This window comes from Sphingomonas melonis DAPP-PG 224 (assembly GCF_000379045.1).
GTDB classification, from domain to species: Bacteria; Pseudomonadota; Alphaproteobacteria; order Sphingomonadales; family Sphingomonadaceae; genus Sphingomonas; species Sphingomonas aquatilis.
Genome location: NZ_KB900605.1, coordinates 825,737 through 838,682, shown reverse-complemented (window position 1 = coordinate 838,682; position 12,946 = coordinate 825,737). Strand labels below are relative to the sequence as shown.

Sequence of the window (12,946 nt, the reverse complement as noted above, 5' to 3'; positions counted from 1 at the left end):
GGATCATGAGGCGCCGCCCGCGTGTTTTTGCGCAACGATCAAGGCTATGAGCTGGCCGGCGGCACCGCGGCGCGCCCGTTCGTGCGCCTGCCGGGCGTGCCCGGCGCGCGGCCGGCGGTGCGGAAGCCGGGGCTGTTCGGTATCGATTGGGGCGCGATCGACTGGGCGCCCGACCTTGGCGCGCAGATCGGCACGCGCGACTGGTGGCGCGGCCTCGCAACGCTGACCGGCCTGCTGGCAACGGTCTGGGCGCTCAATCCGGGCGTGCGCCCCTTGGTCGGCGCGGCGCCCGCGGTGCTCGACGGCACCGCCTGGGAAGAGGCGCGCGGCCAGGCCATCGCGCCGCTGGCCTGGGGCGGCGACACGGGCCATCGCATGGCGGCGAACGACCTCGTCTCGCCACTCGCCGAGGCACCCGAACGCCCGCATGTCGAGCTGAGCGCGACGCTGGGCGAGGGCGATGCGCTGGCGCACGTCCTGACCCGTGCCGGCGTCGGCCGCGCCGATGCGGCGCGTGCGGCGGAGCTGATCGCGCAGGCGGTATCGCTCGACGACATCCAGCCGGGCACCCGCCTGTCGCTGACGCTCGGCCGCCGCCCGACGCGCACCGTCGCCCGGCCGCTCGAAAAGCTGTCGCTGCGCGCGCGCTTCGATCTGGCGCTGACGCTCGATCGGGCCGCCACCGGCTTGGTGCTGACGCGCCAGCCGATCGCGGTCGACCGCACGCCGCTGCGCATCCAGGGCCTCGTCGGCTCCAGCCTGTACCGCTCGGCGCGCGCTGCGGGTGCGCCGGCGCGCGTGGTGGAAAGCTATATCAAGGCGCTGGCGACGCGCCTGTCGATCGGCCGCGATGTGGGGGCCGCCGATAGCTTCGACCTGATCATCCAGCGCGACCGCGCCGCGACCGGCGAACAGCGGCTCGGCGACCTGCTGTTCGCCGGCATCGACCAGGGACGCCGCAAGGTCGAACTCGTCCGCTGGGACGATGCGGACGGCCATGCGAGCTGGTTCGACGCCAAGGGGCAGAGCGAACGCCGCGGCTTCATGGGCATGCCGGTGGCGGGGCGGATCACCTCGTCCTTCGGATTCCGCATGCATCCGCTGCTCGGCTATCTGAAAATGCACAAGGGCGTCGACATCGGTGCGCCCTACGGCTCGCCGATCTATGCGGTGCTCGATGGCGTGGTGCAGGGCGCGGGGCGCTCGGGCGGCTACGGCAATTTCGTCAAGCTCGGCCATGCCGGCGGCCTTGCCAGCGGCTATGGCCATATGAGCCGCATCGCGGTGACGCGCGGCCAGCACGTGCGGCAGGGTCAGGTGATCGGCTATGTCGGCTCGACCGGCCTGTCGACCGGGCCGCATCTGCACTGGGAAGTATGGCGCAACGGCCAGACGGTAAACCCGCGCTCGATCAGCTTCGCCAGCGTCGCGGCGCTGTCGGGCAGCGACCTGCGGCGGTTCCGCAGCTACGCGGCGGGGCTGCTCGCGGTGCCAGTGGGCGGGCGGTAGGGGTTCGAGTGCCGATTGGCGTCGGTGTGTCGGAACCTGGGGTTAGCTGCCGTTCCGCTTGAAAAGGATGAAGTAGCGGATCGCTGTTCCGACGACGTAACCGCCCATTGCCCCTAGGCTCGGCCATAGTGGCCCGAACACGAAGTCGAGGCCGCTTGTAGACCTGAGGCTGTCAGGATGGGCGCTCTGCCACGCATACACGTATGCGATCATGGCAAGGGGCACGATCCACAGGGCCGCGCATCCGAGCTTAGGGGTTTTTGCGCCCAATCCAATCACGAGGCCGGTAAGAGCGCCCCCGATCAGTAGCATCTCGATGGTCATGCCGCATCGTGCCCCGCGTGCATGGATGTCCGCAAGTGAGCGAAAGCAGAATGTCCGCTGGCAGGTCATTTCACCCGCTGGGACAATTCCGATAGCGGGCTCGCCGCCAAGACCTCATGTGGTAGTAAACTGGCGAGACGGCCAGACGATTGCTCCTATACCTTTGCCGTCACTTCCTTTTTACCGCCCCTGGGCGCGCCAGCGGAGGATGGTGCGGGCGATGATATCGTCTTCGCCACCGGCGTCGCACCAGAGTTGCGAGAAAATGGGGTCGGTGGACGCGGGTTGTTTGGCGGGTTCGAGGTTGTCGAAGCTGACGCGGATCGGCACCGCGACGCCTTCGCCGCAGACGATGCATTCGCGGTTGCGCAGCGCCGGGATCGCATCGAGGAAGCCGCGCGCACCCTCCGGCATCGCCGCACGGACGAAGGCCTGGTCGCGTTCGTTGTTCAGGCGCATCGCGATGATCGTGCCGCATTGCGACAGCACGCCTTCCTCGAGATCGGACGGACGCTGCGTGATCAGCCCCAGGCTGACGCCATATTTGCGCCCTTCCTTGGCAATCCGGCCGAGGATGCGGCCGACCGAGGCGTTGCGCCCGTCGGCGCCCAGGCTGCTCGGGATGTAGCGGTGCGCCTCTTCGCAGACGAGCAGGATCGGGCGCCTGGGCTCGTTGCGCGCCCAGATCGCGAAGTCGAACGTCATGCGGCTGAGCATCGCGACGACGACCGAGGTGATTTCCGACGGCACGCCCGACACGTCGATGATCGAGATCGGCTTGCCGCCGCCCGGCATACGGAAGATGCGGGCGAGGAAATCCGCCATCGAGTCGGCGACGAGCATGCCGGAGAACATGAAGCCGTAGCGCGGATCGGCCTTGATCTCTTCGATCTTGGTCTTGAGCCGGAGATAGGGGGCGGTGTCGCCGGCGCGATCCATCTTGCCCATTTCGAGGCTGATGAAATTGGTGAGGTCGCTGAGCAGATAGGGGATCGGCGCGTCGACGGTGAGCTTGGCGACGCCCTGGCCCAGGCGATTCTTGCCGCGTGCCATCAGCAGGCACTTCGCCAGGATGTCGCGGTCGAGCTGGCTGTCTTCGCCGCGGGCGGTCACGAAGACCTCGCAATGCTCCTCGAAGTTCATCAGCCAATAGGGCATCTGGAGATTGTTGACGTCGTACAGCGCGCCGTTGTTGCCGAAGGCGGCGCCATATTCGCCGTGCGGATCGATCATCAGCACATGGCCCTGCGGCGCCAGTTCGCAGATGCGGTGGAGGATCAGCGCGGCGCTGGTCGATTTGCCGGTGCCGGTCGAGCCCACCAGCGCGAAATGCTTGCCGAGCATCGCGTCGATGTAGAGCGAGGCGCGCACGTCGCGGGTCGGATAGACGGTGCCGATCTGGATATGCGCGCGGTTGCTGGCCGAATAGATCTGTTGAAGGTCGGCGGTGGTGATCGGAAAGACCTCGCACCCCGGAATCGGATAGCGCGTCACGCCGCGGCGGAAGCCGTACAGGCGGCCGGTCAGCTGCTCCTCCATGCCTTCGCCGAGGAAGTCGATCTCGGCCGCGACCCAGTCGCTCGACCCGTCGCGCAGCGTCAGGCTGCGGACGTTGGCGACCAGCCACGACTGGCCGATGCGCATCTTGATCTGAGTGCCGACCTGGCCCGCGCCGGCGGAAACCGGATCGGATCCTTGCGCGGACAGGGCCAGTGCATTGCGGTCGAACAGCACACGGCTGCTGCTGCCCGCGATCGTCAGGACGCAACCGATCGGTGCGCCGGACAGGCCGATCGTTTCCTGCACGTCCGCCGCGCTCAACGGCGTACCTTGCGAAAACGAACCCGCCCCCGCCATATCGTTCATCACGCCCGATCCCCGTTCATACCGGACCAAAGGTAGAGGGCGCTGGTTAATTTAGCGTTGGGAACCGTCACACACGGCGCGCGACCCAGCCCGCGCCCCAGCCGAGCGCGATTGACAGCGCCACCGCCGCGATTCCGTAGAGGAACGCATGCCGTTCGGCGGCGCGTGCGACGAAGCGTTCGAAGCCCGATTTGCGGATATCGATGTCGCGTACCGCCGCCGCCAGCACGCGGCCGTCGCGGATCAGGAAGGTTTCTGCGGTGAACCGCCCGACGGGGACGCGCGCCGGGATGGTGAGTCGCGCGCGGTACAGGACGTCGTCGGTGATCTCGACCGCGCGCGGCGCCTCGACATACAGGCCGGCCCGGCGGCGCAGGTCGACGAGGCCCTGCTGGAAGCGATGCTCGACCGTGCTGACCGCATTGGAGCCGGGGGACAATTGCAGGCTGTCGAGTCCCAGTTCGTAGATCGCGCGGGTGCGTTCGTCGACGATCCGGTCGATTGGGCGTGACGAGGCGAGCGCGTAGAAACTGGGCGCCGAACTGTAGCGCTGATGCTGGGCATTGACCCAGATGCCGGCGATCTTTTCCTTTTCGCGGACCAGCACCGATTGCGTCGGGCCCTTTACGATCACCACGATATCGGTCGGCGATTCGCCGGGGGGCAGGCGGCCGCCGGGATAGAGGATCGCGCCGAACAGCAGCAGCTCCGCGCCCGTAAAGCTGTAGGCGATCTCGATCTGGCGCTGCGACACGTCGGGGACGAGCACCGGTTTCGCCGTCGCAAAGCCGCCCGGCGGCGCCGACGACGCCAGCAGCGCCGGCGCGACGAGCAGCAGAGCCGCGCGGGCGCTCACGTCAGCTCGACCGTGAAGATTTCCTCCGGCCGCCAGACGAGGCCGAGCAGGATGCGCAGGCCGACCAGCAGCACCATGATCGCGAGCGCGAGGCGGAGATATTCGGGCTTCACCCGGCTGGCGAAGCGCGCGCCCAGCTGCGCCCCCGTCACCGATCCGACCAGCAGCAGGCCGGCGAGCACGATATCGACCGCCTTGGTGGTGGTGGCGTGGACCATCGTCGCGACCGCGGTGACGAACAGCGTCTGGAACAGGCTGGTGCCGACGACGACGCTGGTCGCCATGCCGAGCAGGTAGATCATCGCCGGCACCAGGATGAAGCCGCCGCCGATGCCGAGCAGGATGGTGAGGATGCCGGTGAAGAAGCCGAGCAGCAGCGGTGCGAGCGGCGAGATGTAGAGGCCCGACGCGTAGAAACGCGTGCGCAGTGGCAGCGCGGCGACCAGCGGGTGGTGGCGCCGCTTGCGCGCGCGGGGGCGGACGCGGCCCTTGGCGACGCCGATCGCACCGATCGATTCGCGTGCCATCAGCGTACCGATCGACCCCAGCATCGCGACATAGACGACGCCGATCACCGTATCGATCTGGCCACTCGCCTTGAGCAGCTGGAAGATCCACGCGCCCGCCCCGCTGCCGAGGATACCGCCGGCCACCAGGACGCTGCCCATCTTCACGTCGACGCCGCCGCGGTGGAAATGCGCGAACACGCCCGACACGCTCGCGCCCGTCACCTGGCTGGCCGAGGAGGCGGCGGCGACGGTGGGCGGAATGCCGTAGATGATGAGCAATGGCGTCGTCAGAAAGCCGCCGCCGACCCCGAACATGCCCGACAGCAGCCCGACGCCGCCGCCCAGCAGGATGATGACCAGCGCGTTGACCGACAGGTTGGCGATGGGGAGGTAGAGGTCCACGAAAGGCTTTATACGCGGCTGGCGCCGCGGGACTAGGACCATCGTCATCGTGCGGGTCGGCGGGCCGATCGATGCGCGGCGGTAGTGCATTCCTTTCCCCGCCAAGAGAGGTGGCATGCCGCAGACATGACGGAGGGGCAGATAAGGGTGGCGCTATGTTACCGGCGACGTTCCTTTCCGCCCCCTCCGTCACCGCCGTTCGGCGGCGCCACCTCCCCCTTGCGGGGGAGGAGTGTCTGACCCGCTGGATGGCGACCAGTCTTATTCCGTCACCCCGGACTTGATCCGGGGTTCCGCTTTGGGTCAACCGCCGCAAAAGCGGGACCCCGGCCCAAGGCCGGGGTGACGGGAGGGGTTGGGCGGATCGTTCGGCGCCCGATCGGTATCTCGTGCGTGCGGTCATTCCGGGGGAGGATGATGTCACCGCGCTGGATGGCGACCAGTCTTATTCCGTCACCCCGGACCTGATCCGGGGTCCCGCTTTGGATCCACCGCCGGAAAAGCGGGGCCCCGGCTCGAGGGCGGGGTGACGGGAGGGGGGCGTTCGGGGCTCGCCGTCAGAAGTTGGTGCCGATCGAGAGGGCGGGACCCGAATCGGGGCGGGCATCGCCGGCGATGCGCTGGCGCCAGTCGGCGGTCAGGCGGAGGCTGCGGTTCGCGACCGGCAAGATCAAACCTAGCGACGGGCCGATGTCGAGTCGTGCGGCGCCGCGCTGCGCCCCGCCCCATGCACCGATTCCGACGTCGAGGCGGACCTTCCCCCGGCGCGCGACGGGATGCGCGAGGCGGAGCGCGCCATCGACGAAGGTTTCGGTGCCGTCGCGCGCGATCAGTCCTGCCTGGCCATAGCCCTCGACCGTCACCGGCCCGGCGACGGGCGCGGGGCCATAGCCGCCGACGAGACCGAGCATCGTGCCGCCGCGGCCGCCGTCGAGCGCGATGCGGCGTTCGGCGAGCAGGTGGATCGGCAATCGGGTGGGCTGCCAGTCGAGGCCCAGCGCCGCTTCCGCACCGCGCCCGGCGAGCGGAGTCGAGAGCCGCGTCGCGAGCGCGATGCGACGCGATGCGCCCAGCGCATAGGTGACGCGGATCCCCGCCTGCGATCCGCCGAGCTGGCCGCCGCTGGCCTGCCCGATCCCGCCGTCGCGGGTGATGCCCCAAACGCTGCCGGCAAGACGCGATGGTCCCCGCGGGGTGATCGCCGCGGGCGTTGCGAGCGGGAGCAGGGGCGGGGGCGGCGTGGCGTGGAGCGTCGTCGTCGTCGTGGCGGGTGCGGGGCGGTCGCCGTCCGTCCGGGCGGCGGCGGTCGGGATGCACGACGGTGCTGGCGGCGGCGCGATCGGCGGGCGGTTCGGTCGTGGGACCGGTGTGGCTCCGCTCGTCGGAAGCGGGGGGCGTGCGGCCGCCTCCGCCGGTCCGATCCCGAGTGCGGCGACGATATGCTCGACCGGGTTGGTAAGTGGCGCCAGCGGCAGGTCGCCTGTCTGGAACAAGGCCAGGGTTCGCATGCCGATCCAGCCGCCGAGCACGATCGCGAGAAAGCGCAAGGGTCGCCCGCCGGTCATGCCAGCGGCGTGCCTGGCTCCGGAAAGGCGTGTGCGGTCTTGTCCCAGATCAGCGGGCCGCCGCGCAGCAGCGTGAGGTAGCGCCGGATCGCGCGTGGTGCGGCGATCAGCGCGATGATGTTGCCGACGAAGAATCGCGGCAGCGACCAACCCGCCTGGCGCCAGCCATGGTCGTGCGCGGTGCAGCCGACCCGCATGCCCAGCCGCCAGACGAGCAGCAATGTGGTTGCGATCAGCAGCCAGTCGGCGAGCCGGTCATCCGCCACCGCGGTTCCGGTCAGCCAGTGCAGGCCGACCGACAGCGGCCACAGGAGGATCGCGGCATAAGCGATTGCGAGCACCAGCACCGACACGGGCGCGCGCCGGTCGCGAAAGCGCATCCAGTGATCGGCCAGCGCCTGCGGCCGTCCCCAGCCGGTGCGATCCCAGCCGGCGAGCGCGATCCCGGTCATCCACCGCGCCTTCTGCCGCGTGGCGGTGGGCACGCTGTCGGGGAAATAGGCGCGCACCGCGATCAGGCTGTCGTCACGGGGATCGCGCACGCGGGCGAAGCGACTGCGGCCACCGCGTTCGGCGATGTGGAGGCCGAGCTCGTAATCCTCGGTCAGGCTGGTGTCGTCGAACGGTGCGCCGCCCCGATCCGCGGCGATGGCCGCGAGCATGTCGGTCGCGATCGCGCAGCCCGTGCCGGCGAGCGGCATCGCGGCGCCCAGCATCGCGCGTACCGGCTGCTGGACGATATGCGCATAGGCGAATTCGTCGGCATAATGGCCGGATACCAAAGATCCGCGGCGGACCAGCGGCAGCACGGGCAGCTGTACCACGGCGCTTCCTTCGATCAGCGTGTCGAACACGGTGAGTTCGGCGGCGTGGACGACATCCTCGGCATCGTGCAGCACCACCGCCTTGATCGGGCCGTCCGCGGCGTCGGCGACGAGCGCGCGCCACAGGCTGTTGAGGCAATCGGCCTTGGTGGTCGGGCCGTCGCGGGGGCCGACGATCACGCGGATGCGCGGGTCGGTCGCCGCCACCGCTCGCGCCGCCGCGATCGTGCCAGGATCGTTGGGATAGACGCCGACATAGAGCCGGTAATCGGGATGATCGATGCGCGCGACGGCGGTGGCGAGCATCTGGCCGATCACCGCCTGTTCGTCCCAGGCGGTGTAGCTGGCCAAAAAAGTTGGCCAAAAAGTCGCGCTCGGCGCGGTCGGCGCGATTTGTCAGGTGAGTTTTTGGCCAACCTTCAGCGTGGGGTGCAGCCTAGCGGGACGGCGTGGTCGGCGGTCCAGCGGCATATGCGCTGGAGGGCTGACCAGCCGCGGCGGCCCCAGTCGAGGATCGCCTGATTGTAATCCTCATAGGCCGCTTCGCTGGTGGCGGCGGTGGGCGGGATGGCGGGTTCGGCCTCGATCGCGAGGTCAACAGCCGGAGGTGCGGAGAAGGTCTGGGGCGGCACCCTGCTGGTGGAGCAGGCGGCAAGCGCGAGCATGCTGGCGAGCGCTAGGGGCGTGGTCGGGAAGCGCATGCGTGGCCTCTTGGATGGCGCGGGACTTGGCCGCGATGGTCTGGTCGTCGGTGCGGCGGGTGGTGGTGGCCTGCGCGTCAGCGGCGCGGTCGGTGCGCAGCGTTTCGGCCGCGTGGCCGGCGGTCCTGGCAGCGCAGCGGGCGGAGGTGTCGACCGTGCAGCGGCCCAGCCCGAACGCCAGCGGCAGCGCGACGAGCGCCGCCCCGGCGACCGGCCAGCCGCCCGGTAACAGCCGTGCAACGCCGCTGAAGGCGCCGGTCACGGCCGCGTGCCCCGCAGCCGCTCGACCGTCTTCGCCAAGCCGTAGCCCGACGCGAGCGTGCCGATCAGGATCAGCACATCGGCGGGGATGCCGCGCAGGAACGCGGTGGAGGCGACGACCATCGCGTCGGCGCGGGCGGGGCTGAAGAGCGCCACCGCCCCGACGCTTGCCGCGCCGACCGTCGGGATCGCCATCAGCGCGCCGATGCAGAGCGGCCTGATCGAGCGCAGCGCGAAGGTCAGCCAGCGCGGGGCGTCGGCGCCGAGGTCGACGATCTCGCCGGCGAGCGCCATGACGCCGATCGGTTCGGGCGTGCCGGCGCGGTCGGCGTCGAACGGGATCGCCGGCGCCAGCCGGTCGTCGTCGTGCGTCCCTGCCGCCAGCGGCGAAGGGGTTCCGGCGGTGCGGAAGGCAGGGGTCATGCGGGGGTCCTCGTGAACAGGGTGCCGAGCCGCTTCGCCCAGCCGAAGGTGAAGGCCTCGTTCGCCGCACGCGCCTCGGCGATCTCGACGTAGCGGGCGCCCTGGAGGGCATCGAGATAGGCGAGCAGCGCGTCGCGCCCCTCGCGCCCGCGCACGCGGATCAGCGCGCGCAGCGCGTCCGCGGTGGCGGGACCCGCGACGCCGTCGACGACGAGGTCGGGATAGTCGCGACCCGCGCGGTTGAGCACGTTGAGCACGCGCTGGAGGAAGCGCCCGGCGATGGCGACGCCCTGGTTCACGCCCGTGTCGAACACCTCGCACGCGACCGCGGAATCGACCGCGGCGATCCAGTCGAGGCCGATGCGATCCCAGTAGAGCCGACGGTAGATCGCCAGCGCGCGCGCCTTGGGCAGCGCGCGCATGTCGCCGGTGTAGCCGTCGGCGCGGGCGACCGCTTCGGTGATGCCCCATTGCGTCTTGCCGCCCCGGTCGGCGGGGTCGTCGGCATAGCCGCCCTCGATGCCGAGCGTGTGGGCGGCGGCGAGGGCGAAGGGATCGGAAGGGGCGGGCATGGGTGGCGGGGTATCGCGTCGCGGCGGATGGGTTCGGCTTCCGCGCGCGGACGATCAGGCCCAGTCCTGGACCTGCATCGCCCATTTGGCGGTGCCGTCCGGCTGGCGTTCGAACGGCTCGAACTTGCCGAACAGCGACCAGTGGATGCGCTCGTTGAGCGCGGGCGTGACCGCCGGGTCCTCGATCACCAGCAGCTCGCCGGCGAGGCCGACATCGAGCGCCAGCGCGTAGAGCCGCTCGGAGAGGTCCGGCGACAGGTCCGGCATCACCCATTGCCAACCGCCCGCCGCCACGCCGCGGTCCTTCCCGAAACCGCCGCCCAGCAGGCGCTCGACGCGGCCGGTGTCGATTATCGGTCGGCCGGCGTTCCAGTCGTGGTTCGGGCGCAGCGCCTCGCCGACGACGACAATGCCGGCGACGAGCGGCGCGGCCGTCTCGACCTGGAGCCGCAGGTAGCGCGACCGCACCGGGGCGGGCAGCATCGCGAGGCCATGGCGCAGTACCGGCGCGCGCCGGAAGGAATGCGCGAAGCTGCCTGCCACCGCCTCGGCGTCCAGCCCCGGCGCGACTGCGATCCGGTCGGTGGCGGCGGCGTTGGTGAAGCCCAGCAGCACCGTGTCGAACGCCTGCACGCTGCCCAGGTCGACGATGATCGTCGCGGCGGTGCCGGCGGCGACGAACGCCTCGCGCGGGTTGGGCGTCGCCAGGTTAGCAAGGCCGCTGCCCGCGCTCGACCGCGCGGCGTCTAGGGTGAGGGCGAGCGGCTGGAGGATCGCGAGGGTCATGCCGCCAGCCTGCGCAGCACGGTGAGCTGGGTGGTGCCGTTGTCCAGTTCCTGCGCGCCGATCACGAACACGAGGTCGCCGGGCGCATAGCCGTAGCGTGCGTAATCGACCGCGATGCAGCGCCCCCACAGGTCAGCGCGACGCCCGACGACGATCGCGCGATCTTGGACGAGCGGGGCGGCATAGAAGGCGGCGAGGCGCGTGCCCTCCGCCTGGGCGCCCTCCACCGTCGCGAAGGGGGTGGCGACCGCGATCGTGCGTCCGCGCGGCCAGCGAGTGGCGCCGGGCACGGCGACGGGCAGCATGCGCTGTTCGGCCTTAAGCCAAGCGGCGAAGCCGGCAGAGACGGCGGCGTCAGCCATGCTGCACGTCGATCCAGGGGCGGCCGTCGCGGATCGCCCACACGGCGCCGACGCGCCGCATATAGAGCGGCAGCGTCATGTCGGCTTCGCGAACGGCGGTGACGCCGATGCCGGCGCCGCGGGCGACCGCGACGAGGTAGACCGCCACGCCATCCGCCAGCGCCGCCTCGCACGCCGCGAGCGTGTCGGCGTCGACGTTGACCGGCACCTGCCCCGAGAAGGCGATGCGGTCGACCGTCTGGCGCGCGGCTTCCAGCTCGGCCTCCCACACGGTCAGCGCTTCGCCATGCGCGGCGAGCGCGACGGCATGCGCCGCCTCAGCCGCGTCGATCGCGGCACGATATGCCTCCTGCGCGTCCCGATAGGCGGCGAGGTCCGCCTGATACTGTTCGACGGCCGCGGCATAGGCAGCCTGCGCCTTTGCGGCCTCAATCTGGGCAGCAGCGGCCGCCTCCGCCTGGGCGATCGTGGCGGCCTGGGCGTTGAGGAAAGCGGCGAGCCGCAGCAGATAGGCGTCGTCATCCTCGCCATCGGCGCGCACGGGCTGCACCGGCATCTCGATCACCGGCGGCACGAAGGCGGCCGGATCGATCGGCTTGGTCGGCTCGGCCGACCCGCCATAGGTCGGCGCGGCATACAGCGGCTCTTCGGGGCGCGGGCCGAGGTGCGCCGCCCAGGTGTCACCGCCGACGAGGTTGGGATCGGTCGACTTGACGACATAGCGGCGGGCGTCCGCCCAGGTCCGGGTAAGCTGGCCGTTGCTGTCGATCCCGCACACGTCCCCCTTCAGGATCGTGCCGCACGCCAGCGACTTTGCGATATACTCGGCGTAGTCAGCACCCGCAAAATTGGCCGTGCCACCCGAACTGATTGACCGCCCGGTCACCGTATTGCGCCCGATGATGCAGGCGGAAGCGGCGCCATTCCAGCCCTCCGACGCGACTGAGAAGAGGCGAATGGAGCCGTAGCCACTGCCTAGAACGTCTAGTATCGCCGCACCCTCAGCCGCAGCTTTATAGATGCGATGATACCCGCTCCCACTTGTCCCGCCGACCAGCAGGTTGCCGCTTGCGTCGAAGCGTCCCCATTCGGTGACGACACCTCCTAGATTGTCGCTGCCCAGCAACAGCGGCTGGCCCGCGTAGGACAGCAACTGCGAGGCGCCATCCGCTCGCACTCCAACCCGTGTCATGCCGCTCGGATTGCCAATCATCGAGTAACAGGGTGCTGGGCTCGATTCGTTGACGTGATGCTTGGCGGCGGGCGTTGCGGTGCCGATCCCGACGGCCCCCGCATTGGTAACTCGCATGCGTTCCGCACCGCCTGCGAAAAAGCGATGAGGATCACCGCCATACGTATAGTAGACCAAGCCGGTCGTTTCCGTGCCGCCGAGCGCCGCGCCAGCGTCACCGATGAAGCCCGACGCCGCCCCGGCTCGGGTGAAGAGAATGGAGCCACCCCGACCCGCTTCCGCAGTAGCGGCGATCGTCAATCTGGCTGGCCCACCCCCCGTGCTGACGGTCGCACCGTCGCCATCCAGCGTCAGGCGATCGACGCCGCCGGCAACAAAGGCGATAATGTTCGAACCGAGGCGTCGAAGCCCAGAGTCCTGGTCCGCGGAAAAGCGGATGCCAGGTGCCGCCGCAGTGCCGTCGGGGAACATTCCTTGGCCGACACCATCGCGCACGGAGGCAAAGCTGCCGATCAGATCGGCCGCGCGCTGGGCGAGCAATCGCTGGTAATCTTGAAGCGGCATGATCTTATAACCGCGGCCCCCGCCGCTCGCGCCGCGATAGGCCGGGCTGATCGTCAGCTGCGTCGACGACTGCGCGCCCACCACCTCATAAGTGTAGCCCGCCTCGTCGACGAAGCCGTCGCCGGGGAAGACGTTGGGCGCCATGAAGTCGGTGCCGGCGCCCGTGACAGTCGCCGATCCCTGCGTCACGGTCACGCTGCCGCTCTGATACCACGTCATGATTCTTCCTT

14 protein-coding genes are annotated in these 12,946 nt (G+C 69.9%); 2 read left to right on the top strand and 12 right to left on the bottom strand.

The genetic code is table 11. The features are described 5' to 3' along the window. Window positions 1-21 precede the first annotated feature (21 nt). Window positions 22-1,509 (top strand): M23 family metallopeptidase, encoded by a 1,488-nt coding sequence (locus tag SPHME3_RS0104160; protein ID WP_017980541.1) that lies wholly within the window; start codon window positions 22-24, stop codon window positions 1,507-1,509. A 42-nt stretch (window positions 1,510-1,551) separates the two neighbouring features. On the opposite strand, the gene SPHME3_RS0104155 is transcribed toward SPHME3_RS0104160, so the two are convergent. The 7 genes from SPHME3_RS0104155 to SPHME3_RS0104125 all read right to left on the bottom strand — a co-directional run bounded on the left by SPHME3_RS0104155 (window position 1,552) and on the right by SPHME3_RS0104125 (window position 8,556). After that, entirely contained in the window at window positions 1,552-1,833 is a 282-nt protein-coding gene (locus SPHME3_RS0104155) for a hypothetical protein (RefSeq protein WP_017980542.1), read from the bottom strand. Window positions 1,834-2,013: 180 nt separating this feature from the next. Then, window positions 2,014-3,699: an ATP-binding protein gene (locus SPHME3_RS0104150; protein ID WP_017980543.1), complete on the bottom strand. Its 1,686-nt coding sequence runs from the start codon at window positions 3,697-3,699 to the stop codon at window positions 2,014-2,016. Between the two features lie 67 nt (window positions 3,700-3,766). Then, on the bottom strand, window positions 3,767-4,555 hold the full coding sequence (locus SPHME3_RS0104145; protein ID WP_017980544.1) for a TIGR02186 family protein: 789 nt from the start codon (window positions 4,553-4,555) through the stop codon (window positions 3,767-3,769). Further along, window positions 4,552-5,466, bottom strand: a complete 915-nt coding sequence (locus tag SPHME3_RS0104140; protein WP_024310313.1) for a sulfite exporter TauE/SafE family protein — start codon at window positions 5,464-5,466, stop codon at window positions 4,552-4,554. Before SPHME3_RS0104140 ends, SPHME3_RS0104145 begins: the two co-directional genes overlap by 4 nt. 557 nt (window positions 5,467-6,023) lie before the next feature. After that, on the bottom strand, window positions 6,024-7,031 hold the full coding sequence (locus SPHME3_RS21515) for a hypothetical protein (protein WP_017980546.1): 1,008 nt from the start codon (window positions 7,029-7,031) through the stop codon (window positions 6,024-6,026). Beyond that, a complete protein-coding gene (locus SPHME3_RS0104130; protein ID WP_017980547.1) occupies window positions 7,028-8,206 on the bottom strand; it encodes a glycosyl transferase family protein in 1,179 nt (392 codons plus the stop codon). The genes SPHME3_RS21515 and SPHME3_RS0104130 overlap by 4 nt, the downstream gene beginning before the upstream one ends. A 68-nt stretch (window positions 8,207-8,274) precedes the next feature. Further along, window positions 8,275-8,556 carry a hypothetical protein gene (locus tag SPHME3_RS0104125; protein WP_017980548.1) on the bottom strand — a complete coding sequence of 94 codons (282 nt, stop codon included), beginning with the start codon at window positions 8,554-8,556 and terminating at the stop codon, window positions 8,275-8,277. On the opposite strand from SPHME3_RS0104125, the gene SPHME3_RS0104120 reads away from it, so the two are divergent. Further along, a complete protein-coding gene (locus SPHME3_RS0104120; protein WP_017980549.1) occupies window positions 8,555-8,785 on the top strand; it encodes a hypothetical protein in 231 nt (76 codons plus the stop codon). The two genes, SPHME3_RS0104125 and SPHME3_RS0104120, sit on opposite strands and share 2 nt — an antisense overlap. Before the next feature lie 29 nt (window positions 8,786-8,814). Here SPHME3_RS0104120 and SPHME3_RS0104115 read toward each other — a convergent pair whose 3' ends face one another. Genes SPHME3_RS0104115 through SPHME3_RS0104095 form a run of 5 tightly spaced genes read right to left on the bottom strand, consistent with a single transcriptional unit; the run spans window position 8,815 to window position 12,935 of the window. Further along, a complete protein-coding gene (locus SPHME3_RS0104115) occupies window positions 8,815-9,240 on the bottom strand; it encodes a hypothetical protein (protein WP_017980550.1) in 426 nt (141 codons plus the stop codon). Next, window positions 9,237-9,812, bottom strand: coding sequence for a glycoside hydrolase family 108 protein (locus SPHME3_RS0104110; RefSeq protein WP_017980551.1), 576 nt, complete (start codon window positions 9,810-9,812; stop codon window positions 9,237-9,239). Before SPHME3_RS0104110 ends, SPHME3_RS0104115 begins: the two co-directional genes overlap by 4 nt. Before the next feature lie 54 nt (window positions 9,813-9,866). After that, window positions 9,867-10,598 (bottom strand): hypothetical protein, encoded by a 732-nt coding sequence (locus SPHME3_RS0104105; RefSeq protein ID WP_017980552.1) that lies wholly within the window; start codon window positions 10,596-10,598, stop codon window positions 9,867-9,869. Further along, a complete protein-coding gene (locus SPHME3_RS0104100) occupies window positions 10,595-10,960 on the bottom strand; it encodes a hypothetical protein (protein ID WP_017980553.1) in 366 nt (121 codons plus the stop codon). The genes SPHME3_RS0104105 and SPHME3_RS0104100 overlap by 4 nt, the downstream gene beginning before the upstream one ends. Further along, entirely contained in the window at window positions 10,953-12,935 is a 1,983-nt protein-coding gene (locus SPHME3_RS0104095; protein ID WP_018250576.1) for a hypothetical protein, read from the bottom strand. The genes SPHME3_RS0104100 and SPHME3_RS0104095 overlap by 8 nt, the downstream gene beginning before the upstream one ends. Window positions 12,936-12,946 lie beyond the last annotated feature (11 nt).